The organism is Pseudomonas sp. 1121_17 (genome assembly GCF_052850745.1).
The window spans coordinates 822623-846132 of sequence record NZ_VXCX01000001.1 but is presented as its reverse complement, the minus strand read 5'-3'; the positions used below and the strand labels follow the sequence as shown (position 1 = coordinate 846132).

General features: G+C 61.0%; 45 protein-coding genes. 11 read left to right on the top strand and 34 right to left on the bottom strand.

The features are described from left to right. Positions 1–14: 14 nt before the first annotated feature. The 34 genes from FW789_RS04280 to FW789_RS04115 form a co-directional block, all read right to left on the bottom strand. Positions 15–296 (bottom strand): hypothetical protein, encoded by a 282-nt coding sequence (locus FW789_RS04280; protein WP_446431010.1) that lies wholly within the window; start codon positions 294–296, stop codon positions 15–17. A gap of 268 nt (positions 297–564) precedes the next feature. Continuing rightward, positions 565–822 (bottom strand): hypothetical protein, encoded by a 258-nt coding sequence (locus FW789_RS04275; RefSeq protein WP_446431009.1) that lies wholly within the window; start codon positions 820–822, stop codon positions 565–567. A 57-nt stretch (positions 823–879) separates the two neighbouring features. Further along, positions 880–2049: a phage tail tube protein gene (locus tag FW789_RS04270; protein WP_446431008.1), complete on the bottom strand. Its 1170-nt coding sequence runs from the start codon at positions 2047–2049 to the stop codon at positions 880–882. A gap of 65 nt (positions 2050–2114) precedes the next feature. Further along, positions 2115–2306 (bottom strand): hypothetical protein, encoded by a 192-nt coding sequence (locus FW789_RS04265; protein WP_446431007.1) that lies wholly within the window; start codon positions 2304–2306, stop codon positions 2115–2117. After that, a complete protein-coding gene (locus FW789_RS04260) occupies positions 2306–2713 on the bottom strand; it encodes a phage tail terminator-like protein (RefSeq protein ID WP_446431006.1) in 408 nt (135 codons plus the stop codon). The genes FW789_RS04265 and FW789_RS04260 overlap by 1 nt, the downstream gene beginning before the upstream one ends. Next, positions 2710–3096, bottom strand: coding sequence for an HK97 gp10 family phage protein (locus FW789_RS04255; protein WP_446431005.1), 387 nt, complete (start codon positions 3094–3096; stop codon positions 2710–2712). The genes FW789_RS04260 and FW789_RS04255 overlap by 4 nt, the downstream gene beginning before the upstream one ends. After that, on the bottom strand, positions 3089–3217 hold the full coding sequence (locus FW789_RS04250; protein WP_446431004.1) for a hypothetical protein: 129 nt from the start codon (positions 3215–3217) through the stop codon (positions 3089–3091). The genes FW789_RS04255 and FW789_RS04250 overlap by 8 nt, the downstream gene beginning before the upstream one ends. A 2-nt stretch (positions 3218–3219) precedes the next feature. Then, positions 3220–3600 (bottom strand): glutamate 5-kinase, encoded by a 381-nt coding sequence (locus FW789_RS04245; RefSeq protein ID WP_446431003.1) that lies wholly within the window; start codon positions 3598–3600, stop codon positions 3220–3222. Positions 3601–3602: 2 nt separating this feature from the next. Next, on the bottom strand, positions 3603–3995 hold the full coding sequence (locus FW789_RS04240; RefSeq protein ID WP_446431002.1) for a protein singed: 393 nt from the start codon (positions 3993–3995) through the stop codon (positions 3603–3605). Positions 3996–4034: 39 nt separating this feature from the next. Continuing rightward, positions 4035–4469 (bottom strand): hypothetical protein, encoded by a 435-nt coding sequence (locus FW789_RS04235; protein WP_446431001.1) that lies wholly within the window; start codon positions 4467–4469, stop codon positions 4035–4037. Between the two features lie 24 nt (positions 4470–4493). Then, the gene (locus tag FW789_RS04230; RefSeq protein WP_446431000.1) at positions 4494–5525 is read right to left on the bottom strand and encodes a hypothetical protein; all 1032 of its coding nucleotides are present in this window, start codon (positions 5523–5525) and stop codon (positions 4494–4496) included. Between the two features lie 12 nt (positions 5526–5537). After that, positions 5538–6230 carry a hypothetical protein gene (locus FW789_RS04225; RefSeq protein WP_446430999.1) on the bottom strand — a complete coding sequence of 231 codons (693 nt, stop codon included), beginning with the start codon at positions 6228–6230 and terminating at the stop codon, positions 5538–5540. Positions 6231–6315: 85 nt separating this feature from the next. Continuing rightward, positions 6316–6546: an Acb2/Tad1 domain-containing protein gene (locus tag FW789_RS04220; protein WP_019751353.1), complete on the bottom strand. Its 231-nt coding sequence runs from the start codon at positions 6544–6546 to the stop codon at positions 6316–6318. A 15-nt stretch (positions 6547–6561) separates the two neighbouring features. Further along, entirely contained in the window at positions 6562–7605 is a 1044-nt protein-coding gene (locus FW789_RS04215) for a phage minor head protein (protein WP_446430998.1), read from the bottom strand. Beyond that, on the bottom strand, positions 7595–9049 hold the full coding sequence (locus FW789_RS04210) for a DUF4055 domain-containing protein (protein WP_446430997.1): 1455 nt from the start codon (positions 9047–9049) through the stop codon (positions 7595–7597). The genes FW789_RS04215 and FW789_RS04210 overlap by 11 nt, the downstream gene beginning before the upstream one ends. A 7-nt stretch (positions 9050–9056) precedes the next feature. After that, entirely contained in the window at positions 9057–10358 is a 1302-nt protein-coding gene (locus FW789_RS04205; protein ID WP_446430996.1) for a terminase large subunit domain-containing protein, read from the bottom strand. Next, positions 10345–10806: a DUF2280 domain-containing protein gene (locus FW789_RS04200; RefSeq protein WP_446430995.1), complete on the bottom strand. Its 462-nt coding sequence runs from the start codon at positions 10804–10806 to the stop codon at positions 10345–10347. The genes FW789_RS04205 and FW789_RS04200 overlap by 14 nt, the downstream gene beginning before the upstream one ends. Positions 10807–10837: 31 nt before the next feature. Further along, the gene (locus FW789_RS04195; RefSeq protein WP_446430994.1) at positions 10838–11446 is read right to left on the bottom strand and encodes a putative metallopeptidase; all 609 of its coding nucleotides are present in this window, start codon (positions 11444–11446) and stop codon (positions 10838–10840) included. A 46-nt stretch (positions 11447–11492) separates the two neighbouring features. After that, positions 11493–11810 carry a hypothetical protein gene (locus FW789_RS04190; RefSeq protein WP_446430993.1) on the bottom strand — a complete coding sequence of 106 codons (318 nt, stop codon included), beginning with the start codon at positions 11808–11810 and terminating at the stop codon, positions 11493–11495. After that, positions 11810–12181 carry a hypothetical protein gene (locus tag FW789_RS04185; RefSeq protein WP_054915223.1) on the bottom strand — a complete coding sequence of 124 codons (372 nt, stop codon included), beginning with the start codon at positions 12179–12181 and terminating at the stop codon, positions 11810–11812. The genes FW789_RS04190 and FW789_RS04185 overlap by 1 nt, the downstream gene beginning before the upstream one ends. Positions 12182–12324: 143 nt before the next feature. Continuing rightward, a complete protein-coding gene (locus FW789_RS04180) occupies positions 12325–12870 on the bottom strand; it encodes a hypothetical protein (RefSeq protein ID WP_446430992.1) in 546 nt (181 codons plus the stop codon). Next, a complete protein-coding gene (locus FW789_RS04175; protein WP_259075463.1) occupies positions 12867–12989 on the bottom strand; it encodes a hypothetical protein in 123 nt (40 codons plus the stop codon). The genes FW789_RS04180 and FW789_RS04175 overlap by 4 nt, the downstream gene beginning before the upstream one ends. Next, the gene (locus FW789_RS04170; protein ID WP_446430991.1) at positions 12986–13561 is read right to left on the bottom strand and encodes a recombination protein NinG; all 576 of its coding nucleotides are present in this window, start codon (positions 13559–13561) and stop codon (positions 12986–12988) included. The genes FW789_RS04175 and FW789_RS04170 overlap by 4 nt, the downstream gene beginning before the upstream one ends. Beyond that, entirely contained in the window at positions 13552–13800 is a 249-nt protein-coding gene (locus FW789_RS04165) for a hypothetical protein (protein ID WP_446430990.1), read from the bottom strand. The genes FW789_RS04170 and FW789_RS04165 overlap by 10 nt, the downstream gene beginning before the upstream one ends. Beyond that, positions 13800–14216 (bottom strand): recombination protein NinB, encoded by a 417-nt coding sequence (locus FW789_RS04160; protein ID WP_446430989.1) that lies wholly within the window; start codon positions 14214–14216, stop codon positions 13800–13802. Before FW789_RS04160 ends, FW789_RS04165 begins: the two co-directional genes overlap by 1 nt. Next, positions 14213–14410, bottom strand: a complete 198-nt coding sequence (locus FW789_RS04155) for a hypothetical protein (RefSeq protein WP_446430988.1) — start codon at positions 14408–14410, stop codon at positions 14213–14215. The genes FW789_RS04160 and FW789_RS04155 overlap by 4 nt, the downstream gene beginning before the upstream one ends. Next, positions 14407–14739 (bottom strand): hypothetical protein, encoded by a 333-nt coding sequence (locus FW789_RS04150; protein ID WP_446430987.1) that lies wholly within the window; start codon positions 14737–14739, stop codon positions 14407–14409. The genes FW789_RS04155 and FW789_RS04150 overlap by 4 nt, the downstream gene beginning before the upstream one ends. Then, positions 14739–15146, bottom strand: a complete 408-nt coding sequence (locus tag FW789_RS04145; RefSeq protein WP_446430986.1) for a hypothetical protein — start codon at positions 15144–15146, stop codon at positions 14739–14741. The genes FW789_RS04150 and FW789_RS04145 overlap by 1 nt, the downstream gene beginning before the upstream one ends. Then, entirely contained in the window at positions 15146–15871 is a 726-nt protein-coding gene (locus FW789_RS04140; RefSeq protein ID WP_446430985.1) for a replication protein P, read from the bottom strand. The genes FW789_RS04145 and FW789_RS04140 overlap by 1 nt, the downstream gene beginning before the upstream one ends. Continuing rightward, the gene (locus tag FW789_RS04135) at positions 15868–16605 is read right to left on the bottom strand and encodes a helix-turn-helix domain-containing protein (RefSeq protein ID WP_446430984.1); all 738 of its coding nucleotides are present in this window, start codon (positions 16603–16605) and stop codon (positions 15868–15870) included. Before FW789_RS04135 ends, FW789_RS04140 begins: the two co-directional genes overlap by 4 nt. A gap of 217 nt (positions 16606–16822) precedes the next feature. Next, positions 16823–17584: a hypothetical protein gene (locus tag FW789_RS04130; RefSeq protein WP_446431057.1), complete on the bottom strand. Its 762-nt coding sequence runs from the start codon at positions 17582–17584 to the stop codon at positions 16823–16825. 92 nt (positions 17585–17676) lie between these two features. After that, positions 17677–17889, bottom strand: a complete 213-nt coding sequence (locus FW789_RS04125; protein ID WP_446430983.1) for a hypothetical protein — start codon at positions 17887–17889, stop codon at positions 17677–17679. Between the two features lie 19 nt (positions 17890–17908). After that, a complete protein-coding gene (locus FW789_RS04120; RefSeq protein WP_123108931.1) occupies positions 17909–18109 on the bottom strand; it encodes a hypothetical protein in 201 nt (66 codons plus the stop codon). A gap of 27 nt (positions 18110–18136) precedes the next feature. Then, on the bottom strand, positions 18137–18346 hold the full coding sequence (locus tag FW789_RS04115; protein ID WP_312387683.1) for a hypothetical protein: 210 nt from the start codon (positions 18344–18346) through the stop codon (positions 18137–18139). A 90-nt stretch (positions 18347–18436) separates the two neighbouring features. Between FW789_RS04115 and FW789_RS04110 the strand changes: the two genes are divergently transcribed. From FW789_RS04110 to FW789_RS04060, 11 genes are all read left to right on the top strand, one after another. Then, positions 18437–19147, top strand: a complete 711-nt coding sequence (locus FW789_RS04110; protein WP_446430982.1) for a S24 family peptidase — start codon at positions 18437–18439, stop codon at positions 19145–19147. Positions 19148–19215: 68 nt separating this feature from the next. Further along, positions 19216–19524, top strand: coding sequence for an outer membrane protein assembly factor BamE domain-containing protein (bamE, locus tag FW789_RS04105; protein WP_446430981.1), 309 nt, complete (start codon positions 19216–19218; stop codon positions 19522–19524). 869 nt (positions 19525–20393) lie between these two features. Beyond that, positions 20394–20633: a hypothetical protein gene (locus FW789_RS04100; protein ID WP_446430980.1), complete on the top strand. Its 240-nt coding sequence runs from the start codon at positions 20394–20396 to the stop codon at positions 20631–20633. Between the two features lie 107 nt (positions 20634–20740). Then, positions 20741–20911 (top strand): hypothetical protein, encoded by a 171-nt coding sequence (locus FW789_RS04095; RefSeq protein ID WP_446430979.1) that lies wholly within the window; start codon positions 20741–20743, stop codon positions 20909–20911. A 60-nt stretch (positions 20912–20971) separates the two neighbouring features. Further along, positions 20972–21148: a hypothetical protein gene (locus FW789_RS04090; protein WP_181106599.1), complete on the top strand. Its 177-nt coding sequence runs from the start codon at positions 20972–20974 to the stop codon at positions 21146–21148. Positions 21149–21417: 269 nt separating this feature from the next. Continuing rightward, positions 21418–21753, top strand: coding sequence for a hypothetical protein (locus FW789_RS04085; protein WP_446430978.1), 336 nt, complete (start codon positions 21418–21420; stop codon positions 21751–21753). Further along, positions 21750–21986, top strand: a complete 237-nt coding sequence (locus FW789_RS04080; protein WP_446430977.1) for a DUF551 domain-containing protein — start codon at positions 21750–21752, stop codon at positions 21984–21986. The genes FW789_RS04085 and FW789_RS04080 overlap by 4 nt, the downstream gene beginning before the upstream one ends. A gap of 20 nt (positions 21987–22006) precedes the next feature. Then, positions 22007–22423, top strand: a complete 417-nt coding sequence (locus FW789_RS04075; protein WP_446430976.1) for a hypothetical protein — start codon at positions 22007–22009, stop codon at positions 22421–22423. After that, positions 22420–22614 (top strand): hypothetical protein, encoded by a 195-nt coding sequence (locus FW789_RS04070; RefSeq protein WP_446430975.1) that lies wholly within the window; start codon positions 22420–22422, stop codon positions 22612–22614. Before FW789_RS04075 ends, FW789_RS04070 begins: the two co-directional genes overlap by 4 nt. Beyond that, the gene (locus tag FW789_RS04065) at positions 22611–22781 is read left to right on the top strand and encodes a hypothetical protein (protein WP_196121509.1); all 171 of its coding nucleotides are present in this window, start codon (positions 22611–22613) and stop codon (positions 22779–22781) included. The genes FW789_RS04070 and FW789_RS04065 overlap by 4 nt, the downstream gene beginning before the upstream one ends. Positions 22782–22903: 122 nt before the next feature. Beyond that, positions 22904–23416, top strand: a complete 513-nt coding sequence (locus tag FW789_RS04060) for a zinc-finger-containing protein (RefSeq protein WP_446430974.1) — start codon at positions 22904–22906, stop codon at positions 23414–23416. Positions 23417–23510: the final 94 nt, after the last annotated feature.

Genomic DNA, 23510 nt, shown 5'->3' with positions numbered 1-23510 from the left:
GTCATCCTCCGGCGTCAACGCCTCTTGGGTTTGTTTTTGGATTCAGCAGCGGCCTGGGCCTTCTCGTGCTGCTCATCCCAGTGCTTGCGGAACTGATCGTCGAGGGCGAAGACAGCGGCGTCGAACTCTTCGCGGCATATCGCTGATGGGTAGCGGCCGAGGTATTCCGTGATCGCCAGCGGCGCGATTGGCGCGGGCGCGCCGACCATGCCTACGTACTGCCGGGACCGACTGATGTATCCGTAAGCTTCAAGGATCTCAGCGGTTACGCCGTCAATCTCGGGCTGCGGCGGCACTGGCGACACACCTTTTAGGCGGTCTCGCTTCCAGCGAGCCTTTTCGTTCGCCTCGCCGGCCCAGTCTCTACCCCACAGGTATGCCGCAACTACTTTTCAGCGGTGGCTTGGGCATTCGCTTCAACGCGGCGCGCGATATCTGTCGCAGTGCGAAGCGCCAGGAAGTAAACGCTGTTCATCTGCTTGATGAGCTGGATGCACAGCTCTGGCGTGTAGGCGGCCGGCTCACCCGGTTTCTCTTCAACGTCTACGCCTTTCCAGTCCTTGATCAGGTGCTTGGCGGCTCGATGAACAGGTCGTCATCGGTTTCCAGCTCGACGTCAGGGATGGCGCCCAGGCTGAATTCGGCAGTGCCCACGCCTGCCTGCTGGTTGATCAGCGCCAGGTGGCGGTTGATAAGCGCCTGATGGGATTTGTAGAGCGGACTTGCGATGGAGCCGACCAGAATCTCGGCGCCCGGGGCGAACTCGACCCAGCGCTGACCGTTGACGTCCAGTTCTGGCTTCTTTGCGATGGTGAAGGCCATGGTATTCCTCTTCGGTAAAAGGCCCGACGCACACCGCAGGGCGCGCCGGGCAAAGGGTTAAGCGGTGACGGTGACTGCGCAGGTGTCGGTCTTGGTGCCGTCTGCTGCGCTGGTCGCAGTGATGTTGGCGGTGCCGACGGCCAAGCCGGTTACCAGGCCGGTCGCGCTAACGCTGACGATGGCAGGGGCCGAAGAGGTCCAGGTGACCAGTTGACTCGCACCTACCGGCGTTACCGCTGCCTCGAGGTCGGCAGTCTCGTCGACTTCCAAGCTGAGGGTGTCAGGGGTGACGGCAACGGCGGTGATAGCCACGGGGCCTGGAATGCGGGTGATGGTCGGTGGGATGCGCCGGCCGGTGTAGCTCAGTTCAACCTGGATGATGTCCGTGGCCCCACCGTCCGGCCAGTCGCCGCTAACTTCCATCTCAGGCAGGAAGAAGGTGTACCCGCCATCGGCGTTGTTCAGGGTGAACTCGAAGCTCAGGGCATCGCCGGTCTGCTGCGCCTTCCAGTACTCGTAGGCAGTCTTGGACCAGCTCATGGTGATAGAGCCGGACGGGGTGAAGGTGGTCGGGATGATGTTGCCCGGGAACGGATTGCCGTTGCCGATGCAGCGCTGGGTCTGGACGGCGTTGTCGAACTGCAGGTTGAAGCTGTCGACGCAGGCGTTATCTTCGCCCAGCTGCACACCGTTGATCTTCAGGCCGGTGACGTCCTTGAACCCGTAGCGGCGCTGGTGCGCCTCGGCAATCGGGTTGAGGATGAACGAGGTGTTGTCGGCCTTGTCGGACCAGTCGATGGCCGCGAAGGTGGTGGTTACCGTGATTTCGTTGTCGTTTGGGACTTCGAAGTTCATGGTCGCGACCTGGGCGCCGCGGGCAATGGCCGCGATGCCGACATCGCTGGCGTACGATCCGATGGAGAACGAAATGCGGTCGTTACCCATGGTCAGCACGTTGCCGACCCAGTCCTTGCCGAAGCACGAGGCCATGAACTCGTCCAATGCCCCGTAGCGCAGCTTGGTTTCGATATCGCCACCAACATCCACGGTGGTCTGGGCGGTGCCCTGGGCCATGCGGTCGGCGCCGATCTCGTTGTTCTCTTCCGTGTTGTAGGTCGGCACCAGGCCGAAGCTGACACGGGTCAGCACGTTCCAATCGCCTGGCGGGGTGATGCCCGGCGTTACCTCGCGTTTCCAGGCGGTTGATACCTTGGCACCACTGGACATGGGGTGTTTCTCCTATCGATAGGCGTAAAAAAACCGCCATGTGGCGGTGCAGATTTTGTGCTTGGTCAGGCCGGTATGGTGCGGACCACAATGATCGGCAGCGGGTCGTCGTCGGGCCTGAAGACCACTTCGTCTTGCTCAAGCAACGGCTCGGCGTACTCAACGAGCGATCCGTCTTCCTGAATGGCTCTGGTGGTGTGCGCAACTGCGCGATCTACCACCTCGCCATTGAAGCGAACCTTCATGGTCTGGCTCATCAGTAGGCCCTGTAGGGTATCGAGACGTTTACCTGGAACCATCCGTGCCCGTCGTCGCCGATCGTGCTGGCTGATGCCGCGTAGCAGTCGAAAGGACCGGTCGGGTCGCTGTAGAACTCGAAGTGCTGAACCAGCGTGTCGGCGGCCTTGGCGATGGCCAAGGTGCCCTTGTAGCTGGGCACGAACAGCTGAATCATGATGATGCCGGTGCGGCGCACGCAGGGGCCGATGCCTGTCTCTGGCGCGCTGGCCAAGCCAGGAACATCCGCCAGCCTGGCCCAGATTGGCTTGCCAGCCGGATCGAACGGGCCCTGCGGGTTGTTCGGGTAGTCGACAGCTGACGCGGGAATACCCGCCCATTGCGTCATGCGACCAGTTACGATGGCCCGGATTTGTTCGAAGGTCATGTCCTGTAGGCCTCGGCGACGCCGTTGAACGACACCGCGTAAATGCCAGCCGGCGCCTGCTGGGAATGTCCATCCTCAAGCGCGCCTGCATAAGGCAGATTGTTCTGGATGAAGACTTGCGTGTAGGGCTCCAGGCCGGTTACCGCCCTGACTCCGTTCTGGATAGTTTCTGCTCCAGCCGGATCGACGCTCAGGGTGCTGGCGTACACTGGTGCACCAACGCTGACAATGTTGTTGCCCCGAAATCGGCCAGTATCGACTGGCGACCGCAGCACGATCTCGTTGAGCATGGCTATGGCGATTACGCGCACGCGCTGCGACAGCTGCTCTTCCACGACGCCAGCGAAGAGGCTTGGTGGCGTGCTCCACCCGCGCTTAGCCATGCCGAGTTAGCTCGCGAACTAGGCTTTCGTAGGCGTGTCTTTCGGCATTGGTCCAGACGTGCCCTGCTTCCGCCAAGGCAAGCGCCATAGAATCCAGGCCCTGCAACAGGAAAACGCTCATGACTATCTCCTCAGCTGGATCTCGTAGTGCGCCTTTGCAGGGTCGATGCCTGGGCTGACAATGCGGTAGGTGACCGGCTCGCCAGTGAGTAGGTCATCAGCCGTGATCTGGTGGCCAACCGCCGGGATGTCGGTAGTTTCATTCGCCAGGCAGATCAGCAGCACGTCACCCACCAGGATGTTCAGCCCGTCGATTCGCCGGCTATCGTAGCTGTCGAGCACGCCGCGCCCGGAGTAGGTCACGGGCTGCGCTGTTGTGGTCTCGCTTACCGGGTCCCAGACGCCAGGCCCAAGGTAGCTGCCGATGAACGGCACAACCGCATCGGCAAGGTCGTCATCGAAGGCCGCGGCCAGGTCGGTCTGGATATCGTCACGAAGACCCACGACTACCCCCGATTCACTGCGAAGCTGAAGGTGTTGCAGCGCCAGGGCGATACAAGCGCCAGGGCGAACTGAACACCCTCCGGCTGAGCACCTGCGGCACTGCGATCGATTGATGCAAACGTGCGGCTCGTGGATACCGATCCGGCCTTGACCGTTTTGGCCTCCAGCGAGCCCTCAGTCTGCTGCTGGTACAGCTGGCCGGTAGATGCGACCAGAGCCAGCTGGGCCCCGGCCTGCTTCACCTCATCAGGAACGGCATCCATGTTGACGCCGCACAGGTGAAGTGCCGTGAGGTATGCGTTGGCCTGCATGACCGCCAGCGCCTTGTTTTCGGCCGGCGCCCAGGCTGAGCCGAGGATGGCGTCGACGTCATCGACGGTGATGTAGGTAGCCATCAGGCCTCCGCTGAAATGAGTGGGGCCGAAGCCCCGGTATTACTTGGGCAGATCGTCTACCAGCTTCTGCAGCGACTCGGTCGATGCATTGGCTCGGTAGGTAACGCCAGCGGCGTCGAGCTTGGATTTCAGCTCGTCGACATGCTTCTCGGCCGCCAGCCGGTCTTGCTCTTCCTTCTCGGCGGCGAGGCGGTCCTGCTCGGCCTGCTGGAGGGCCTGCAGTTGCTCCTGCAGGTCTTCCTTCTCGGCCGCCAGCTGGGAGTTGACCTGCTGCAGCTGCTGGACCTGCTCGCCATCGCCAGTACCGCCGCCGTTGTTATGCGCGCCGGAGTTGTCAGGCTCGGTGCGTACCGACTCAACACCGCCGGTCTCGCCCACAGTCTGCGGGCCGACCGTGATCTCTCCAACGCTGCCGCCGAAGCCCCAGCGCGCCTTGCCCTTGGGGTCGATGTGGTTGTCTTTTGCGAGTGCCATGGTTATCTCCTCGAAATGGCTCTGTTACGAGCCCAAGGTGGAAGTGATGAACGCCAGCGGCACCTGCTTGCGCGCCCACTTGCGCTCCCAGTTGGTGGCCAGGGCCAGATCGGACCAGTTCGCCGATACCGGGCGGGTAGTGCCTGGGGTGCCGGTGATGGTCGCGGACAGGAAGGAGTAGCCCAGCGGGTGCACAACGAAGTTGCGGCGTGTCCACAGGGTTTCGGCACCACCGCCGTTGCCGCGGGCCTCTTCACGGTCGTAGGCCATGTCGTTCTCGTCCTGCTCCTCGGCATAACCGATGGCGCCAGGGCCGAAGATGATCGACAGGTACTTCTGATCGGGCGCGGTACCGATTACCGGCAGGCCGTCATCGAGCACCACCAGCATGTTCTGGTAGCGACCGAACTCGGGAACCTGATCGGCAATCGGAGTGAAGTCGATCAGGTTCAGGATCGACATCTCGGCATAGACGGCCGAGTGCATGGCGATCACGCTGAGAGCCTTGGTGCCGTTCGGGGTAACGATCTGCGGCGAGTAGTCGCCCATGGTCGCCCGGGCGCGGATAACTGCGGCAGCGGTGATCGGGCCGCCAGCATCAACCACCATGTCGCCGCCGTTGCCGGCCACGTTGTCGTTGTAGATGCCCACGACGGTAGCGATGGTGCGGCGCTGAGCCACGCGCTGCCAGTAGCTGGTCAAGCGGCTAGCGACGAACTCGAGCGGGTCTTGGTTGGTGATGTTCTTCACCAGGTTCATCGCAGCCCAACCTTCGTTGAGGTAGGCGGCGCGGGCTTGCATCTCGGCGCTGGTGACTGCCAGCGGCACAGCGATGTCGGTGTAAACGTCGTTCGAGTAGTTCGACTCGATGGACGCATCCAGATCGACCCACCACGGGAGGGTGAAGGTGTTGGATGGGCTGGACAGCAGGGTCGACATGTCGTTGTTGTTGACCAGGATGCCCGACTGGAAGAAAGCAGTCTTCTCGACGGTGTTGACGCGCATGTAGTCGCGCAGTTCGTCGCGGAAGACCACGTCGGAGAGAATGGTTGGCATTGCAGTTTTCCTTTACTTGGCCTGTGCAGCGGCCTTCCGGCGCGCGTGCTCGGCGGGGTCGTTTCGGCGGAGCTCAACTCGCTCCATACCGGTCATTTGGTCCCACGTTTTGGTGGCCCCGCCACCGCCGCCGCCAGCAGCCCCGCCGCCGTTGGCTTGAGAGCCGCGCACCAGTGAGGCGTAGCGCGGCTCTTTCTGAAACTCTTTGCCGAGGTCTTCCAGGGTGGATACCGTCAGGTTCCCGCTGGCATCGGTGACACGTACCTGGCCATCGACAATGCGCAGCCGGCGCTCGAGGAACTCGGCGAGGATCTCGGCGTTCGGGCCATCGGCAATCAATGCCGCGACCTTCGAAGCTGCGCCGGAAAGGTCGCGCTTCTCGATACCGGTCTGCAGATCTGCCAGCTTCTGCCGCTCGGCGGCCAGGGCCTGCTCGCTACTGGTGTAGAGCGACTCGTAGTCACCCTTGGCCTTCGCGGCCTCCACGGCCTGCTGCTCGCGTTGCTGCTCGGCATCGCGTGCGCGTTGCTTGGCGGCCTTCGCTTCGTCCAGGAGGGTCTGGTTCTGGCGCTTCAGGCCTTCCACGTCCTCGGCCTGGGGCAAGCCCTCAACCGCCAGCACGTAGTTTTCGCCCTGGGCCTTGTAGAGGGCCTGCAGGGCTGGCTCGAGTGCGTCGAATGCTGCTTTGTCGATCAGGTATTTCATGTCATCCCCCGGATGATTTGCCGTTGGCTCAGCCGCGGGCGTAAAAAAACCGGCTCAGGGCCGGCTTGGTGTTCGAGTTGTGAATTCAGGAGAACGGGTCAGCCGGCTTGGCGATCGAGCGCACAAACCACATGAATCCCTGCTGCAGATTGGTCTTGGCAAGGGCCAAGGTTCGCTGATCCACGCCCTCGATCTGGCCGATCTGCTTGAACAGTTCGCCGGCGTCGGCTTCCAGCGCCTTGATCGAGTTCATACCGTCGATCTCGCTTTGGGTGAGGTCGCGGTAGCCGGTGATCTTCTTGTGCTGGTTGTCCATGATGAGTCCTCTTCGTCAAAGTCCTGCACGCTCGAAGGCGCGCGGTTCAAGCTGCTTCAGCTCGTCCAACGTGATCTGCTTGCCGTTCTGGTCGACGAACTTGTCCAAGGTCAGCTCGCCTTTGCTGAACAGCTTGTAGCGGGCCGGGCCGAGTACATCGATCTGGAACGCGGCAGGCTGGCGGGCGAGCCACTGCTGGTAGGTCGTTTTGCTCGACACCTGCTCAGCACCATCAGGCCCCACTGCCGGCCTGACCGAGCCGGGAATCTCCCGCTCGAACTCAGGCTTGAGCACCGGTATCTCCGACGTCCGGCAGTTCCAGTGGAACGGCGGCGATGGAGCGCTGAATGGCACGACCGTGCTGTCGATCGACCGGCAGAACGGCGATGTGCGGCCATCCAGAGTGGCGATGCGGCGCTTGCCGGCCAAGATGTCTTCGTTGGCCTTGAACGTCTCAGCCCGCGCCGTGCTGGCCACATGGTTGGTCATGGTCCGCACCAGTGCCGATGCCTGGTCCTGCTGCAATTGATGCATGCTGGTCAGGCGCCGGGTGATCTGCTGGCTGGTTTCGCCCAGGGCAGACCCGATCTGTATCTCACCGACGATCTGGGCCGACTTGGCCGTGCCGAACTGGTCCAGCGCGCCAGCAATGCTGATGCGTTGTACGCCGGCGCGGGCCTCAAGCAGCATCGGGTCAGCCAGCGCAGCAGCAGCGACAAGATCAGCCGCCGGCACCTGCGTCTGCACCACGGCGGTTACCACCTGCCCAATCATCCGAGCGCTGAACGCCGCCTCATAACCGGCGAACTCTCCCAGATCCAGCATGGCCTGGCCCTTCATGTCGCTGTAGATGCCCTGCAGGTCTCGCTGCAAGGCGTCGATCTCGCTGGTGTACCTGCGCGTGCCGTAGGCGCTCAGGCCGCCGCGTACAGCAGCCTTGGCGGTGCTGATGGCCTTGGTGATGAACTTGGCCACCCGTTTCAGGTTTCCGGCGGCGTAGCGCTGCACGTAAATCTGATGGCGAGTGGTCGCGTCAGCCAGATAGCCTTCACTGCTCATCTACTTCACCTGGTGGCGGATCATTGCCCGCGGCGTTGCCGGTCACAGGCGGCTGAGCCTCGATGTCGTCGTCGATGTCGTCGTCGGTGCGATCCGACTCGATGGTGCCGGCCTGCCGCAGGTTCGTCCGCAAGTCGCGCTTGGCGATGATGCCCTGCTGCCACAGCTGCACCTGAGCCATGATCATCTGGGCGTCCATGGTCTCGTCGAAGAACTCTTGGTTGAGCCAGAAGACCGTCTTCGCCTCATTCGGCTCGCCCATCATGAAGCGCTGAGCCTCAAGGATGGCCAGCTTCATCGCCTCGGATACGTTGCCGGCGATGGTGCCCAGCACCGAGTTGTCCGAGCTGTAGCGGATGCGCACAGCCTCTGCAGTCTCAGCGCCGCCGCCCTTCTGGACGATCCGGGCGCCGATCATCAACATCTGGTCTTCTTTGTCCTTCATCAGCTCGCGGGCAAGCTGAGTTTCCTGAGCCTGCAGCATCACTGCTGAGCCGGTGGCGCCCAGGTTGTGCCCGCGGCGAGAGCCGATGTGGATGCCATTCGGGTTGCTCTTCACCCAGTCGTCAGTCGAGACGCTGGTGGTGATGAACAGGGTTGGCTGCGAGGCGATAAAGCCGGCCTCCTCCACCGTGGCGCTGTTGCCGTAGTGCAGGACGTTCACGTCGGCGATATCTTCGAGCGGCCCCTTGTCCACGGCGGCGTCGTTGTTCTCGGCGCCGTAGAAGTGGAACGGGATGTGGTCGAATGGCTTGCCGGCCTTGTCGGTCGGGATTGTCTCCTCGCCATCTGGCGAATCGTCGCTGTACACGCGCTGCTTGTAGGTTCCGCCGTCGAGCAGCAGCACCCGATACTGCTCGACCGGGTCAAAGGTGAAGCCGTCTTCGCTGGGCTTGTTGATCAGCTCAAGCAGCACCACCAGAGTGAGCCGTTTGCGCCCCTGAATCACATCCTCGCGCCAGTTGATGATGCTCAGCGCTGGGTAGTGGTGAATCCATGCCTGCATGCCTGCTGACTCAGCAGCGGTGCGCGGACGGCCTGATTCGCCTTCTACGCGAGGGTGATCAGCCAGGAATCCGCCGCGCCCAGTGTCCAGGCACTCGCCCACGGCCTCTTTGGAGACCTGCTCAAGGCTCGTGCCGTCGCCGCTGGTGTTCTCCAGCAGGTACTGCACGGCATCGGGAAGCTCGACCTCGGCGGTCTTGCGGAACACAGCCCCCAGCAAGCCGGTGCGCGTACGCCCCGTGATGTTGAGGAACATGGCCCGCTTCTTGAGCTGCTGATACCGCTCCAGGTTCTCGTCAGACCGATTCGTCGGATCAGGCATGGGCAGGTATTCGTCGTGCTTGCGGATCTCCCGGGCGCCGGCCACGCAACGCTTGACCAGCTTCCAGCTCGGCAGAGCGTCGTTGTACTCCTGCCGGGTTGCGCTGTAATTCGGCATGGTGGCCTCAGAAAGTGAACGTAACGGGGATGTTCGTCATCGGCTTGATGATCGGGTAGTCGTGATGAATGAAGTAGCCACCCGCGTCATTCGCGTGGTCGACGCCGGACTTCTTGTCTGGCTCACCGTTTGGGGCCCAAACCTGCTGCTCCAGGCCGTCTGCATATGTCGGGCAGCGCAGCGGGTTGATCAGGTAGCGGCGTTCGCCATTCGCGTTGCAGAACATGGCGTTCATGGCGTTGATGCGATCCTTCACCGGTGGGTTGGCGTTTGGTGCGACCACGCTGAATCCGGCCTGGCGCAGGATGGCTATGTCCGTCTCGCTAGCGTTCACCGACTTGCGAGAGCCGCCAGAGGCATCGGGATAGATCCTGATCTCGCAAGTCTTTTCGTAGTCCCTGCCGTTGTGCCGCCAGTAGCGCTCTTTGATACGCCTGATCATGTCCGGCGTGTCGAAGCCGTCGGTGAGCTCGTCTACCGCCCTCGGCTTCCCGTCAGGCCGCTTCACATGCGTAATCGCGGCCATCTTGCCGACGTTGAAGTCCATGCCAATGAACAGGGGCTCTCCAGGCTCAACGGTGTCGAAGCATGAATTCAGCTTCCTGTCGTAGGCGTGGTAGATCGATCCGGCGTTGAGGTTGACGAACTGGCCATTCAGGTAGGCCAGGATCAGCTGGGCCGGGTACGACTCCATCAACGAGGGGATATAGTCCGGCGGCAGGTTCAGCTCGTTATCGAAGGTGCTGGCCTGCACCAGACCATACATTCCTTGCAGCGCTGGCTTCTCGCGAAGCTGCTTCACGAACTGCTGGTAGACGAACTTGAACCCCTCGGGGGTCGTCGTCACATCCACGCCGTTCTTCAACCCCGGCACGTTGTAGCGCATCCGGGCAATGATCTTGCGCCAGGCGTGCTCAGCCTTCAGCGCAGGTAGAACATCGAGCTCATCGACCAGGGCGTGCCCGATCTTGAAGCCCACGATGGTCTGCGGCTTCTCCATCGAGCGGCAGATGGTCGTACTGCGGTACTGGCCGCCACTGTAGAACTCGACCTCTTTGTCGCTCTCCTTCGTCTTGACCTTCAGACCCCAGTCGAAAGCGACCTCCTCGATGGTTGGGAAGAAGATGTCACGGATCTGCGGGTAGGTCGGGGCGAAGTAGCCAGAGTTGATCCGGGGCCATTCCCACACATGCTTGCATATGCCCGCGCATCCCACCCAGGTCTTACCGGACCCGAAGCCGGCCACGAAGCCACGGAACTTGTTCTCCATCTGGAGGAATCTGGCCTGCGGCACGTTAAGCGTCGGCATCAGGCTTCCTCGCATCCACCACGTCTACCTGCACCCGAGATGGAGGCGCGTTGTCATGGGGGTTCTCGTTCTTTGTCTGGCGGTTCACATATACGTCGCCGACCTCTTTGGCTGCCTGCTCCAGGATTTGCAGTGCAAGCCCGTAGTTGCGCATGCCCTCAACCTTCTCGACCATCCTGGCCAGAGCCCGGAGGCGGTAGGCGCGGTTGGCGATCGGTATCTCTGCCGTCTCCTCGCGGAAACGCTTGCGAGTGTCTTCGAACAGAGTCCGCCAGCGCTTGGCCAGGTCTCTGCCAGCGCTCTTGGTAGGGTCGTGTGATTCACACTGCTGCCGGGTCACCTCAATGCCGAATTCATCTCGGACGGAGGCAGCTACCTGCGCAGGGGTATCGAAACAGGCCAAGGCCTGAACGATGAAGGCTTTCACCTCGTTGCTCAGGGCCGCCATAGGTTCTATTCCGTCTTAGGTCTGTCAGGGGTCAGGCAGACTTGAGCAGACAGGTTCCGCAGGCCCTCGAAATGTTGATCTTGGCCACCTCAGGCGGCCGGCTTGCAGCGTCGATCAGCTGCTGTACGTCAGGGCTTGGGCCATACCGGCGAACCACCCCGACAAACTCTTCGACGTCATGCCCACGCATCTCAAGTTTGGGCAGGCCGTCTTGGGTGAATGCCGGGGCGCCGTACTTATCGAGCTTGTGCGCTATGTGGTAGAGCTCGTGCTCGACCAGGGCGCAGAACTCAGCCTCAGTGCACTGGGCGCAGTAGTCAGCGGCAAGGGTGATCAGGAACTCAGGCTCTTCGCCGAACCAGTCACGCATCTGCTGCTCTTGTCGGGCCTTCTGCCAACCGCCCGCCCGGATCATCAGCTGCTCGGCCTGGCCCAGCACCGTCCTACCCTTCTTCGCGAACGCAGACGACGCCCACAGCACGCCGACATTCGCGTCGATGAGGTGAGCATGCTCTTCGTTGTGGATGCTGCCAGTGGTGGCGAGGATCTCGGCCTGTATCCACTCCCATACATCAGGGGCAGGTTGCAGGGTGAGCCATAGCGATTCGAGCAGGTCGGCCGGCGGCATTGGTCGGCTCATGCTTCCCCCGCGCCACGAAATGGCACTTCATGATTTTGTGGCGCGGCTACGGCGATACCCGATTGAGGGCCTCATCAGCCTTGTCAGCCGCCTTGGTAGCAGTGGTCGCTGCCTTGGTCGCCTTGTCGGCTGCCGTGCTGGTCTTGCGGGTCAGCTCATCCAGGCGATGGTCACGTTGCAGCGTGGCCTCGTCGTAGGCGGCGCGGATCTCGGCGACCTGCTGGCGGTAGGAGTCAGCCAGCGCCCACTGGCCGAGCTGGAAGCCGAAGAACACACCACCGGTCACCAGCAACATCGCGATGAACCACACCTCTACCCGGCGCCACCAATGGCGGGCCATGAACTGAATTGCGCACTTGTCCATCAGGTAGTACCTCCCAGCTTGATGCGCAGACGGGCGATCTCGTCGCTTTGAAGCGTCACCCGCTCTGTGAGGTTTGCGACCTGACTGGTCAGGGCTTCGATCTTCCCTTCCATGCGGCCAACGGTTGCGGCCAGGTCATTGCGCTCCTTGGCGAACTGATCGGCGCGGGCCTCGGCAAGCTTGCGGGCCTCACGCTCGGAGTCGAGCAGTTCATTCAAGCGCCGGACGGTGCCGATGTCGGCGTTATCCATGGCGCGGTCAGCGGCATCCTTGGAGAGAAACTTGCGCAGCCATAGGAAGCCGCCCAGCAATACGGTGCCCGTTCCGCCCAGCCAGGTAGCTGTGCCTGGGCCAAGGTCGGTTGGGTCCATATTTGCTCCGCCCCGTCCGGGACTCTTGAGGCCCTCTTGCGGGCATAAAAAAACCCGGCTCAGTGGCCGGGCTTTGGTTCGTCATTCTTAACACGCAAGAAGGACAAGATAGAGGTAAATGTATGCCACCCTGCCACTAATCGTCAAGCGGCAATTTTTTCTATGAGGCCCTCCGCATCGAGAATCTCCTGAGCCTCGGTGAGCGCCTGGTCTACACGGCGCCGAAGTTCTTTGCATAGCCCTGCCTTCCAACGGTACTGGGTGCGCTCGGCGACGGGCTCATCCAGCCAGTTATCCATACAGTACCAGGCGGCCGGCAAAACGTTTGTCGATCGCTTCCCATCCTGCCCGGGCAGCTTCGGCATGGCCCAGGTCACCACCGCGGCGTGACGGAATCGCTCCGGCGCAGGTGAGCGGATGGCCTTGGCAATTGCGATGATGGCTTCGTGCTTGCGCTCGGCGTGCGTGGAGTACTGCGCCACCAGTACCAGCCAGTGCTCAGTGGCCAGCTGGGTGCGCAGCCTGGCGTGCACCATGCAGTCGATGAGGAAAGCAGCCTCCTTTCCCACAATGGCGCCCTTCTGCTTGGCGGCCTGCACCTTCGGCTCGAAGTCGCACCCGCCAGCGCTGTTGATCGTCTCTGCCGCCAGGGCGCGGACTACCGCAGATACCACGTTCTGATAGTTCACAGGCCCTGCTCCTTCTTCAAACGACTCGAGATACGCATGCCCCGCACGATGCAGTAGGCGCCAAAGATGGCCATGGCCAGCAGCAGGAGCTGGCCGGTGTCGGTTGGTGTCCAGTTCATGCTGCACCCTTCAATTCTCGAATCAGCGCCCGATAGCGCACCTTGATCGCCTTCAAATCCTCAATCGTGTACCGCTTGGGCTCATGAGGCCCTTCCAACCACTCAACCTTCTCAGCGCCTATGCGGCGCACCAACTCAGCCCGGTAATTCACCAGGTCGCCTGACTTGTGGGTATTGCATGGGGCGCACTGGCGCCAGATATTGAGCGGCTCAAAACGCAACTCAGGGTGACCACCGGCCGATTTGAAATGCCCTGCGTGCCATTGGCCGTCATGGAAGCGACCGCAACTCACGCACGGCAGGTCAGCGTCACGCAGCCGGATGTACTGATTGACCACCACCTGAGCCTCCTTGAGGTGATCGGCGCGGCTCTTGAGCTTCTCCTTGCGGACCTTGATCTCTCGGCGCTCGCGCTGGGCGATGGCCTTGCGGGCCTTTTCGTGATTCGCCGGCGCATGAGCCTGGGCGCACTTGATGCTGCACACCACCTGCGTGCTGTTGAAGCTGGGGTTGAACTTGCTGCCGCAGGCTTTGCAGGTCTTCTGCTTCACTTCCTTGAGGGCTACGCGCACGGAGTTACCTCGATCAGCATGTTGTCGAAAGTCGTCTCGCAACCCTCATACCTGTACCCGAATTTCGCCTCGAATGCCGTGATGTCCAGATCGCAAAGGCATTCGTCATCATCCATCGGCATGCCGCTGCTGGTCGGCAGGTCTTGGATCTCACAGCCAACAACCTTTGCCAGGTGGGTGGATGTCTCGACCTCTGCCGGATTTCCATGCAGCGGGGTAACTTCAAACCAAATGCACATCAGAACTGCCCTCCCCAAAGATCCTTCTGGCTCCACCGCACGCCATGCTCAGCGCCAAACGCCTGAATCCACTCCAGCAGACTCGCGCACTGCTTCACGCTGAGCTGGCTTGTGCGCTCGTACACGACGTCGAAGCCGTTGCCGTCGAGTGCAGGTATCAGCTGAGGCCGTTCGCCCGCCTCACGCAGCCAGGCGGCGGTCAGGAGGCGCTTCCAGATCAGGACGTCCCACTTCTTGCCGGCGTGCTCGACCTGCTTCGCGATATCGCTCAGGCAGGCGTGGAGCTTCTTGTTCTGCTCGCCGCTGCGGTCCTGGTCCTTGATGACGATTTTCTTGGGCCGGGTGAAGTCCTGGGCCTGCAGGATGCCGAAGAGACGATTGACGTCGGCCATGCTGTGCATCACGAAATCAGTCATTCGCGCACCTCGTAGGCACCGGCCTCAACACACTCGCGCGCAACTTGTCGCAGCGCATCCTTGGCGAAATCGAAGCCTTCGCTACCTGGCTTCTGCAGCGCTCGCATCGAATTCCACTGGTTCAGCTGCGAGCAATAGGGCTCACGCACCAAGCACTTCTTGAGCTTTCCGTCGATCTCTAGGGTGAAGATCATGGCGCCACCTTCAGGCCCTGGGCCTTGATTGCAGCAGTGAGGTGCCCGAGGTACTTAGAGAAGATGAACGACTCGCCTTCCACATCCTTGAACTGCTCCCAGTACTGCTCGCTCTTCATGTCGGGAAATTGAATGGACACAGCCTCGCGACTGGCCTGCCATCCTTCCCAAAGCCAGTTGTACCTGCCGATGGTCATCGGCTTGTCCAGCTTCCAGATGTCCACTACCTCATACATCCCAATGGATTCCTTCCAGGCCACGCCGGAAGGAACTGGGAATTTCGCCTCGAACTGCTCGCGGCTGATGTCGCGCATCTTGTTGGTGTCCATCAGTGCTTCTCCTCGCCAGCCACGAGCCCAGCCACGAGTCCGTCCATGATTACTTCAAAGGTGCGGAAACCGATCACGCTGATATCCCAGTACGGTGAGTAGATGACTCGCCCGTATTCATCGGTTTCGCCGCCGTCATAGTCCACGACCAGCAGGTAGTCGCCTTCGCCATTTACGCAATGACGCGCCTCGCCAATTTCCTCATCGGTCTTCAGTTGGCTCTCGATGCTCTGGAGGCGCTCAACGCTCACCTTGCCGCGAACGCCGTAGATGCCGTTTTCTTCCCAGCCCATACCTAAGACGGAGTATTCGACGATGATCCTGGGCTTGTCGCTGGGCCAGGCAGCGGTCTCTTCATGAACGAACTTTTCCCACTGACGCTTGGCGTCTTGGTAACGAGGATCCATCACACCCCCTCCCCAGCCGGCTGCCCGGCGCGCTTGATGTTCAACTTGGCCAGCAGGTGTGCACGGCACGCGGCTGCACCACTGGGAATTTGCTGGACTTCGAGCAACCGGGCCTGGCGTTGGCTGGCGTACTCGTCGGCCAGCTGTGCCTGGCTCTTCTGGCTGTCGTGGCCGATGCCGGTGGCGATCTTGCCGTCGAGCGGTTCGCCTTCTTGGGCGCGGCGCAGGACGATCTGGTATGCCCGGTCGAAGCGAGCCTGCAGGCCCTTGTCGTTCTGCTGGGCCGATCGCAGGTCGAACAGGCCGGTGGCCACGGCGGCGATCTTCACGCCCTCGTGGCTGTACACACCCAGCAGGGCCTCGACCCAGGCAGCGGCCGGCGCCGGCATGCCGAAGTCCTCGGGCGTCGGCTGGCACATGGCGATGAACTCGCCCACGCTCGGCGCGAAAGGCTTCTTGAGCTTGCGGCACTTCTCGATGCCGAACTCGATCTGCTCGAGCGTGCGGATGCCCTCGGAGGCGAACTCCTTGATCCACTCTTCCTTGGCAGCGGCCAGGGCCTCAGTGGATGGCCACGCTTGGCGCCAGGCCGGGAAGATCCCGCGCAGGCGGCGGAACAGGTCGTTGACCACCTCGGCGGTTTCGATCGAGACCACCACCGGCCCGCCGTGCAGTTCTGGCGGACGGTTGGCCATCGCAGCCATCAGTTGGTTGGCTGATTTCATTTGCGCACCATCAGCCCTTCGGCCCAGGTTGAGTCGTTGAAGTCAGGTTCATTGGTCTGCCGGCGCTGGCCCTGCTGGGCACCTGGCAGCACCTTCTCCGGGAACAGGCCGGTCCAGCCGTTACTGATGGACTGGTTGATCACGGCATCAGGCGAGTGGTGGCCGGCCAGGGTCTTGGCTTGGCGCTCGCAGGTGGTCTTGGTCAGTCGCTTGCCGATCTCGCGACGGTGCTGGCACCAGTCGGCCCAGACCTGATCGCTGACGTTGGCAGGCTTGCAGGTCATCGGGTCAAACTTCGCAGCCTTCTTCTTCGCCGAGGGAGCGCCAGCGACCGTCCGCTCTACTGGTTCAGTGACTGGTTCAAAAGAGTGACTGGTTCTGGTGCTTTCTGGGCCTACACCCCCTGTAGGCTGTTGGCCTACACCTGTGCTTTCTGGGCCTACAGGGGTGCTGCTTGGGCCTACAGGTCGGCACAGGGTGATGCGGTACAGGTTCGAGCTGTTTCCCTTCGGGCCGTCACGGTTTTCGATGCGCACCAGACCCTGCATCTCCAGGTGCTTGATGTGCTTGCGAACGGTACTACGGTCGATCTCGCACTGGTCTGCGATGTGTTGATACGACGGCCAGCATTCGCCCTGATCACTGGCGTTGTCGGCCAGCTTGATGAGCACCAGCTTGCGCAGCGGATTGCCAACCTTGGTCTTCATGGCCTTGACCATCAATTCCATGCTCATGGTCGGTGCTCCAAGGAGTTGGCTGTGTCGTACCCAGGCGGTACATCGTGTGCGGTCTGATCCCATTTCCCGAGGCCCTTTCCAAGGAGCCAGCCGCCATCGCTCCAGACCGGCTCATGTTCAAACCAAACCCAATATTCAGGCTTGGCAGGATCGGTCGTGGTGTCGGCAGCGAGCCACTTGGCCCAATGAGGGGCGATAGCCCAATCTGGCTTACTCATGCTGCACCCCGCACGGCCTTGTCGTGGGTGTGCACGAAGTTCAAGCAGGCCTGGGTAGCTGCCTCACTGAGCTCAAGCAAAAGTTGGTCAGGCTCGTTGAATGCCTTCCAGTAGGTGACCGCCACCGAGTGCGCTGGCAATTTCCATAAGGCGAGTGCTGCCATCAGGAAAAATGCGGAATACCCTTTGTTTTCTTTGGCGAATAGTTGGCCGCAATAGCAGTCGTCCAGGTAGACCTGCTCAAGAACTTCGGCGTGCTCGAGGGCGGACGACCAGGTGGCCATGTCTTGGGAACTGAAAACTGAAGTCGGCGTGACTGGGCCTCGGATGAAGCTGAAGACCTTCTGCGCTTGAACCTCTACCGCCTCGCGATGAGCTACGAAGTGCTCGGCAGGGTCGCCTGAGTACTTCCGCTTAATCGTGGCAACCAAAGCGGAATAGTCCGGATTCAGGAACCACTCCCGACCGTGCACTGCTGCTTGCGACCCACCGCACATTTCGATAAGCGCTGATTCAGCAGCCACCGAGTCAACGACCTGCCCTGACACGTAGCTCTCGGTGAGTGTTGCGCCACGCATAGCCGAGGCTGAGACGTGGGAGGTGATGCGAGACTGAGCATCACGGCCGCGGCCGATCTTCACCCACCCATCAGAGAAACGGGCGACGTAGACTTGGCCCGGCTGGAGGCGCGCCACGAAATCGTGGTTCGCATTTTGTGGCGCGGGCCGGTTGAGGGCCTGTACACTTTGGGTCTGCATATGCATAATTGGTCCCAGTTATGTGATGTTGCAGAGAGCCGGGGCGCAATCCCGGCTTTTTTGTGCGCGTCATTTGGCAGAGGCCCTCTTGGTTACCCTGAAGAGTCCCTGCCTGAGGCCCTCATTGGGGTCACCAGCTGAAGGACTTTCGCCTTCTTCCTGCCAACCTCTGAGAGCGCACCACTGGCGATCGAGGTTTCCATCATTGCGTTGATGGCCTGGCTGAAACTCCAGCCGTTCCGGCTCATCAACTCCTCAACCTTCTGCCTCGTCTGAGGCGGCAACTTTTCGAGTTCGACGGTCACTTGGCCCTCCAAAGGGGCTTCAGCCCGCGATATCTTCTTGCTTGTCCTGCATCAGCTCTTCGATAACGCCGTTGGCTACAGCCCACTCGATGATTTCGTACAGGTAGGTTGCGTGCTGCATGCGTGTCTTCGTCGCGGCCTTGCGAAGAATCCGGTCAAGAACTGGTTCAAACCGAACCTTCACCGGAATGGCGCGTTTCTGACTGGGGTCCTGGTACATGCTGTGGTTCCTTGCTGTTGGAAATGGTTAAGCGGCGGATTTCTTGAGCGAGTTGGCAGGGTCGTCTTCGCGCTTGGCGATCAGCGCCCCGCTCGACTCCTTCTCCAGCACGCACTGCATTGGGTAGGAGAACCCACCTGTAGCTCGGCACTGAGAGACGCGGCTTCTGGTAACGCCAAGCGCGTCAGCAATTGCCTTGCCCGAGCCAAACATCTTCAGGGCGTCGTCATAGGTCATGTTTTTTCTCCATTTGCATGCTTCGCAGTTTAGACGCTTAAACATCACAAATGCAAACATCTAAACCGCCGAGTGTTTAAAATCCTAAATATGGAATTCAAAGACAGACTTCAGGCGCGCATGAAGGCCTTAGGGCTAACTGCCGCCGACATAATCAAGCTCACAGGCGTCTCCAAGGGGACGGTGAGCTTCTGGGTGAATGGAAAAAATGGTGCGACAGGCAAGAATCTCCTGTCCCTTGCCAAGGCCCTTCGTTGTGCCCCGGAGTGGCTCACTGACGGAAAGAATCCTCCTGACGCAGACCCTCAGCCCAAGGCCAATGCAACGATGCTTGGCCCGATATCGGTGTGGGACGATGAGACCCCGCTAGACGACGACGAGGTATACGTGCCGTTCCTCAAGGAAGTTGAACTGTCCGCAGGATCGGGCCGGACCGTGATCGAGAAGTCGAGCAGCCGAAAGCTACGATTCGGCAAGCAAACCTTGCGCAACCAGGGCGTACAGTTTGATCAGGCCGTGTGCGTGACGGTGCACGGCAATAGCATGGAGCCGGTCCTGCCCGACGGCAGCACGGTAGGGGTGGATAAGTCATCGACTGCCGTTAAGGATGGGAAGATGTACGCGATCGATCACGGTGGCGAGCTGCGCGTGAAGACGCTATATCGCCTACCTGGTGGTGGGCTTCGCTTCCGGAGCTTCAATCAAGACGAGCATCCTGATGAGGAATATACGGCTCAACAGCTTCTCGAAAGCGGGATCAGCGTGCTGGGCAAAGTCTTCTGGTACTCAGTGCTGCTTTGATTTTGAGGCGTGGCTTTATTGGGTTGTCGCGGTGTTAGGATGGCGCCTCAATTTACATGGAGGTGCCCATGCTTCGTCACACTCAAAAACTCATTCTAGCTGCGGCGATCGTCATCCTTGCCGGGTGCGCAGGCACGTCGTTCACTTTTGGCCAAGCCAGCCAAGTGAAGGTCGGCATGACCGAGGATCAGCTCTACGAGATCATGGGCAACCCCTACATGGTCACGTCCAGGGAGGAAGGTCAAATGTGGATCTATAGCCACGCCACGGCTTTCAGCGGCGCAAAAACCGTTTCCTTCGAAACCAAGGACGGCAAGGTGACCAAGGTCCCGTACATTCCCAAGGAATTTATCGCCAAGCCCAGCCCTGACGAGTAAGCCAGACAGCCAAGTGAAGCCCGCCTAGCGCGGGCTTTTTTGTGGGCGAAAGGAAAGACTTCGCCTGAAAAGTTTAACTGTTTAAACAAAACGCTTGACGTGGACGGTTTAACTTTCTAAATTTACCTCAACACGCAGCGCCTGACCCGGCCCTGCAGAGGCCCTCAAGCCTCACTGCTCTTTAACACTGATGGGAACCTCGCGGATCGATCCCGGCAACGGTACAGCGCGAGCAATAAATTCGATCCCCATGCCAGCTCTGGAACTGGTGAACAGACCGCATTGCCTCTACCGGCGACCGGCGATCAGACAGCCCCGAAAGGCTGCCCACGACAGGGACAACCCTGTACGGCTGACGAAGGTGAAACGCCTAAACCGAGAGAACGACCCGGGCATGCAATGCGCCCCGCCACCCCGGCGGTAATGGGAGAAGCACCAGATTCGATAGGTGGCCACTGCCTGCCCAGTGAGCGAGCAACGGAGGGCATCGACATGTGGAAGTAACTGACCGTCGCCGCGCGACAGCCTACCTGGCCGCTACAGAGCCAGGCGCTTTGACCGACGAGAGAATATCGGTCACGGAGTGCGCTGGTGTGCCGCCAGCCCCGTTAGCCAGAAGGCCTGAATAGCGGTCCTGATTCGATCGGCTGTTGGCTTCAGCGCCGGAAGCGTAACCGGCAATCACATCGCTGACGCAATACCCCGGCCTGTCGCCAGTAGCGAGGCCGGGCACATTCGATTCGAGTCAGCGACCGACGCCAGTAGCGGGTCGCGGCGAACAACGAGATTCACTGATGCCGCTTCGACGAGGCGGCATTGGGAATCGAGCATGCAATACTGCGCACATCGAAAACAGATAGGAGGTAAACGTGGAAGCCAGCGAATTCATGGAGCGCCTGATCGCCACGGCTGGCGAGTTTGGCCAGTGGCAGATTGTGCGGATTGTTGAAGAGCATCGCGGCACTGAGGTCGTACCAGGCTTCTGCTGGAACGAGGTGCGCAACTCAGACGATGATCCAGGCCTCAAGGCCGGCTGGCTCTACTTCGCCATGGGTGACGGCAGGTACGTATTTGTGAGCTACCTGGATATCCCCAGCAGCAGGCGATAAAGCTCAGCGATGAAAACACAGCCCGATAACTTCGGGCTTTTTTGTGCCTGACGATTCACTGAGGCACCTGGGCGACCAGGTACTTTGGGAATGCACTGGAGATCAGTATGAAACGATCAAGTGAAACGCAGTGCGTCATCGAGCACTGCATCAGCATGGCAAAAACCTCGAAGTACTACGCAATCAGGGCCAAGCAACAAGGCGTGCCGCGAGTCGCTGAAACGTATATCGAGGAGCGTAAACACTGGATGCGAGAAGCGCGGAAGTTCTCAGCATGACGATTTCACTGGCTGGCCTTGGCGACAGGGCCAGACGGGAAATCAACCAGGAGCAAAGGTATGAAGCGCGCTGAATATGAAGATCTTGAAGGTTATGCAATGGCGGTCCTCATCGGCTTGCTCAGTCAAGGAGGTACTGACCACAGCGTGGCACCAGCCAAGGCGTTCGATATTGCCGAGGCATTTCAGCAAGAAAAGCTGAAGCGTATCGGCGAAAAGCCACCGTTCGACTGCTGAACAACCAGCGCCACGTCAGCCTGACGGAAACTGCCCGATGCCCTGCTCCCCATCGCAGGGTGTGATCGGACGCCGATCTGAAGCATTGCTTCGAATCCCACAACGGGATTCCTCGAACCTGGATATCAGCACCAGGCAGATCGGCGCCCGATACACCCCGCATCCCCTTCCCTTCACTTCGACCGCATTGGCGGGTATCAGGCTGGCTTTTCACGCCCAGTTTGGTCACTGCGCCTGGCGCCCGACCAATGCGGTCACGAGGACAACCCATGTACCAGCCACCAGAACCATCTGGCGTAGGCCGCTGCCTGCGCTGCGCAAGCTGCATCGAAGAATCCGAGCAGGTCGGCGGCATCTGCTACGAATGCCAGCCTGCGGAGCAGGGAAAAGAGCCTGCCTTCCCAGTCCAAGCCAGCGACTACGGCGGGCACGGCTCCAGCTTTGGCCTGACCATCCGCGACTATTTCGCGGCCAAGGCGCTGGCGGCAATCATCGGCCATCCAAACAAAGAGCCGGAGAACTGCGGCAGAAAGGCCGTGCCACGGCTGGCGGCGTGGGCCTACGAGTACGCCGACGCCATGCTCGCCGCCCGGGTGAAGCCATGAGCGGCTGGATCAAGTGCAGCGACAGGCTGCCCACGGCTGGCGTTGTAGTGCTAGCGAGTGGATTCAAGTTCGAATCTTGCGGTGGTGGTCGGTGGGTTGAGCCGGTCATCTGCCAAGACGGCTGCTTCCACCCTCTTCGTGACAACGGCGAAGGGGAGTACGAGGCGGATTTCGACGGCGAGATGAACGAAGTCACCCACTGGCAGCCCCTGCCTTCCCCACCCACCGAGTAACCCACCATCTGGAGGCGACCATGGGCGCACTTCGAGCAGCACAGTTTGAGTACGACAACCGGATGCCACCGGCGGTGAGCGAAGTAGCCGACGCGGAATCCACTTGGATCGACGACGGCATCGCTGAGCTGATGGCGCGCCGCGATGTGCTGTTCCAGCGACGGATGCGCCCGAAGCAGGGTGTCACCTATGAGCGCTTCGCCCAGGCGGTGGATGAGTTCGTGATGGGCCAGCTTGCCCTGTCGGTGATCAGTGACTCTGCGCTGGGGCGCCTGATCCTTGCCGCGCGCTGCAAGGTCTCCACCGACGCCGCTGCGGCCGCTGACGAACTCTTGGCGGTGCCCAATCCGGACACTGCGTTGCAGGAGATCGCCCGCCAGCTGCTGGCCCCATTCGCGAAAGAAGGAGTTCTGGCCCAGGCCGAGGAGGCGCAGTGAGAAGCCCTCATGTCCTGATCGACCAGCAACTGGATGCTATGACCCACCCCAGCACGCCTACCAGCTACTCGATGATCATCTCTCATCAGCTGACGGTAATGCTGGGTGACGGGCGCATCACCATCGAAGAGTTCAACCACTACTGCGGGCGCCTCAACAAGATCGTTGATTGGCGCAAGGGGGTTGCATGAGCACGGCACCGGTTAAATCCCTGATTGACGAACAGCTCGAGCAGATCGAGCGCAGCCTTGCCATCATCGGCGCCGGCGTACCGCGCGACCTTCCTGTGCAGCAGCTGCGACCAGAGATCGTCGCCGCGCTCAAAGCCGGGCAGATCGCAGTGAGGCCGGCGCGATGACTCAGTACCAGCGCGCCCGCCGCCTGGTCATCTGGCGCGGCTCCTTCTCTGCCCTCTTCGCCTGCACCGCATTCATGCTGGCCAGCGCACTGGCTGGCTCAATCACAAGCTAGGACAACCCCATGCCAATCGATCCTCGGGCAAACGCCCCCGAGCGCATTGCTGCGCCTGCTCCGCTGCCTCACGTCAGCCGCAGAGCACTCAAGCGCGTGAAAAATCCTCTCCCAGCACCATGCGAGTGCCGATACTGCGGCGACCAGGTCGAGCTTGTGTGTAACTCGGAAATCTACAACGGGCGCAGCTACGGCGACTGGCCGTATGCCTACCTCTGCTCCGGGTGTGACGCCTATGTTGGCCTGCATCCGGACACGGACATTCCGCTTGGTACGCTGGCCGATAGCGCGCTGCGCGCCGTCCGCAACCGCTGCAAGGCTGTCTTCCACAAGCACATCACTGACACCAGCATGGGCCGCACACAGGCCTACCGCTGGCTGGCCGAGCAGATGCAGATCGACGTCGGCACCTGCCATTTCGGCTGGTTCGAGCAAGCCGACTGCGAGCGTGCCGAGGCCATCGTGAAGTCTGCCCTGCCTCAAACATCCATGGCGAAGGCATTCGCCAAAGCAGCTTCCTGATCACACATCCGGCGCACGGCGGACCTTCGGGATAACCGTACCCCTTCGGGAGCGTAAGCGGCGAGAGCGCGCAACCATCCACCGCAGCCAGGGC

What these genes read in the sequence shown, in the direction of transcription:
- FW789_RS04060 (WP_446430974.1), top strand. Translation starts at nt 22,904, where the DNA reads ATGCCAATCGATCCTCGGGCAAACGCCCCCGAGCGCATTGCTGCGCCT.
- FW789_RS04210 (WP_446430997.1), bottom strand. Translation starts at nt 9,049, where the DNA reads ATGCCGAATTACAGCGCAACCCGGCAGGAGTACAACGACGCTCTGCCG.
- FW789_RS04205 (WP_446430996.1), bottom strand. Translation starts at nt 10,358, where the DNA reads ATGCCGACGCTTAACGTGCCGCAGGCCAGATTCCTCCAGATGGAGAAC.
- FW789_RS04065 (WP_196121509.1), top strand. Translation starts at nt 22,611, where the DNA reads ATGAGCACGGCACCGGTTAAATCCCTGATTGACGAACAGCTCGAGCAG.
- FW789_RS04165 (WP_446430990.1), bottom strand. Translation starts at nt 13,800, where the DNA reads ATGTGCATTTGGTTTGAAGTTACCCCGCTGCATGGAAATCCGGCAGAG.
- FW789_RS04265 (WP_446431007.1), bottom strand. Translation starts at nt 2,306, where the DNA reads ATGAGCCAGACCATGAAGGTTCGCTTCAATGGCGAGGTGGTAGATCGC.
- FW789_RS04075 (WP_446430976.1), top strand. Translation starts at nt 22,007, where the DNA reads ATGGGCGCACTTCGAGCAGCACAGTTTGAGTACGACAACCGGATGCCA.
- FW789_RS04155 (WP_446430988.1), bottom strand. Translation starts at nt 14,410, where the DNA reads ATGATCTTCACCCTAGAGATCGACGGAAAGCTCAAGAAGTGCTTGGTG.
- FW789_RS04085 (WP_446430978.1), top strand. Translation starts at nt 21,418, where the DNA reads ATGTACCAGCCACCAGAACCATCTGGCGTAGGCCGCTGCCTGCGCTGC.
- FW789_RS04240 (WP_446431002.1), bottom strand. Translation starts at nt 3,995, where the DNA reads ATGGCTACCTACATCACCGTCGATGACGTCGACGCCATCCTCGGCTCA.
- FW789_RS04080 (WP_446430977.1), top strand. Translation starts at nt 21,750, where the DNA reads ATGAGCGGCTGGATCAAGTGCAGCGACAGGCTGCCCACGGCTGGCGTT.
- FW789_RS04255 (WP_446431005.1), bottom strand. Translation starts at nt 3,096, where the DNA reads ATGGCTAAGCGCGGGTGGAGCACGCCACCAAGCCTCTTCGCTGGCGTC.
- FW789_RS04260 (WP_446431006.1), bottom strand. Translation starts at nt 2,713, where the DNA reads ATGACCTTCGAACAAATCCGGGCCATCGTAACTGGTCGCATGACGCAA.
- FW789_RS04110 (WP_446430982.1), top strand. Translation starts at nt 18,437, where the DNA reads ATGGAATTCAAAGACAGACTTCAGGCGCGCATGAAGGCCTTAGGGCTA.
- FW789_RS04200 (WP_446430995.1), bottom strand. Translation starts at nt 10,806, where the DNA reads ATGGCGGCCCTGAGCAACGAGGTGAAAGCCTTCATCGTTCAGGCCTTG.
- FW789_RS04275 (WP_446431009.1), bottom strand. Translation starts at nt 822, where the DNA reads ATGGCCTTCACCATCGCAAAGAAGCCAGAACTGGACGTCAACGGTCAG.
- FW789_RS04175 (WP_259075463.1), bottom strand. Translation starts at nt 12,989, where the DNA reads ATGAACTGGACACCAACCGACACCGGCCAGCTCCTGCTGCTGGCCATG.
- FW789_RS04145 (WP_446430986.1), bottom strand. Translation starts at nt 15,146, where the DNA reads ATGGATCCTCGTTACCAAGACGCCAAGCGTCAGTGGGAAAAGTTCGTT.
- FW789_RS04130 (WP_446431057.1), bottom strand. Translation starts at nt 17,584, where the DNA reads ATGCAGACCCAAAGTGTACAGGCCCTCAACCGGCCCGCGCCACAAAAT.
- bamE (WP_446430981.1), top strand. Translation starts at nt 19,216, where the DNA reads ATGCTTCGTCACACTCAAAAACTCATTCTAGCTGCGGCGATCGTCATC.
- FW789_RS04115 (WP_312387683.1), bottom strand. Translation starts at nt 18,346, where the DNA reads ATGACCTATGACGACGCCCTGAAGATGTTTGGCTCGGGCAAGGCAATT.
- FW789_RS04225 (WP_446430999.1), bottom strand. Translation starts at nt 6,230, where the DNA reads ATGAAATACCTGATCGACAAAGCAGCATTCGACGCACTCGAGCCAGCC.
- FW789_RS04135 (WP_446430984.1), bottom strand. Translation starts at nt 16,605, where the DNA reads ATGAGCATGGAATTGATGGTCAAGGCCATGAAGACCAAGGTTGGCAAT.
- FW789_RS04150 (WP_446430987.1), bottom strand. Translation starts at nt 14,739, where the DNA reads ATGGACACCAACAAGATGCGCGACATCAGCCGCGAGCAGTTCGAGGCG.
- FW789_RS04195 (WP_446430994.1), bottom strand. Translation starts at nt 11,446, where the DNA reads ATGAGCCGACCAATGCCGCCGGCCGACCTGCTCGAATCGCTATGGCTC.
- FW789_RS04270 (WP_446431008.1), bottom strand. Translation starts at nt 2,049, where the DNA reads ATGTCCAGTGGTGCCAAGGTATCAACCGCCTGGAAACGCGAGGTAACG.
- FW789_RS04220 (WP_019751353.1), bottom strand. Translation starts at nt 6,546, where the DNA reads ATGGACAACCAGCACAAGAAGATCACCGGCTACCGCGACCTCACCCAA.
- FW789_RS04215 (WP_446430998.1), bottom strand. Translation starts at nt 7,605, where the DNA reads ATGAGCAGTGAAGGCTATCTGGCTGACGCGACCACTCGCCATCAGATT.
- FW789_RS04250 (WP_446431004.1), bottom strand. Translation starts at nt 3,217, where the DNA reads ATGAGCGTTTTCCTGTTGCAGGGCCTGGATTCTATGGCGCTTGCCTTG.
- FW789_RS04190 (WP_446430993.1), bottom strand. Translation starts at nt 11,810, where the DNA reads ATGGACAAGTGCGCAATTCAGTTCATGGCCCGCCATTGGTGGCGCCGG.
- FW789_RS04185 (WP_054915223.1), bottom strand. Translation starts at nt 12,181, where the DNA reads ATGGACCCAACCGACCTTGGCCCAGGCACAGCTACCTGGCTGGGCGGA.
- FW789_RS04095 (WP_446430979.1), top strand. Translation starts at nt 20,741, where the DNA reads ATGAAACGATCAAGTGAAACGCAGTGCGTCATCGAGCACTGCATCAGC.
- FW789_RS04230 (WP_446431000.1), bottom strand. Translation starts at nt 5,525, where the DNA reads ATGCCAACCATTCTCTCCGACGTGGTCTTCCGCGACGAACTGCGCGAC.
- FW789_RS04140 (WP_446430985.1), bottom strand. Translation starts at nt 15,871, where the DNA reads ATGAAATCAGCCAACCAACTGATGGCTGCGATGGCCAACCGTCCGCCA.
- FW789_RS04160 (WP_446430989.1), bottom strand. Translation starts at nt 14,216, where the DNA reads ATGACTGATTTCGTGATGCACAGCATGGCCGACGTCAATCGTCTCTTC.
- FW789_RS04090 (WP_181106599.1), top strand. Translation starts at nt 20,972, where the DNA reads ATGAAGCGCGCTGAATATGAAGATCTTGAAGGTTATGCAATGGCGGTC.
- FW789_RS04120 (WP_123108931.1), bottom strand. Translation starts at nt 18,109, where the DNA reads ATGTACCAGGACCCCAGTCAGAAACGCGCCATTCCGGTGAAGGTTCGG.
- FW789_RS04235 (WP_446431001.1), bottom strand. Translation starts at nt 4,469, where the DNA reads ATGGCACTCGCAAAAGACAACCACATCGACCCCAAGGGCAAGGCGCGC.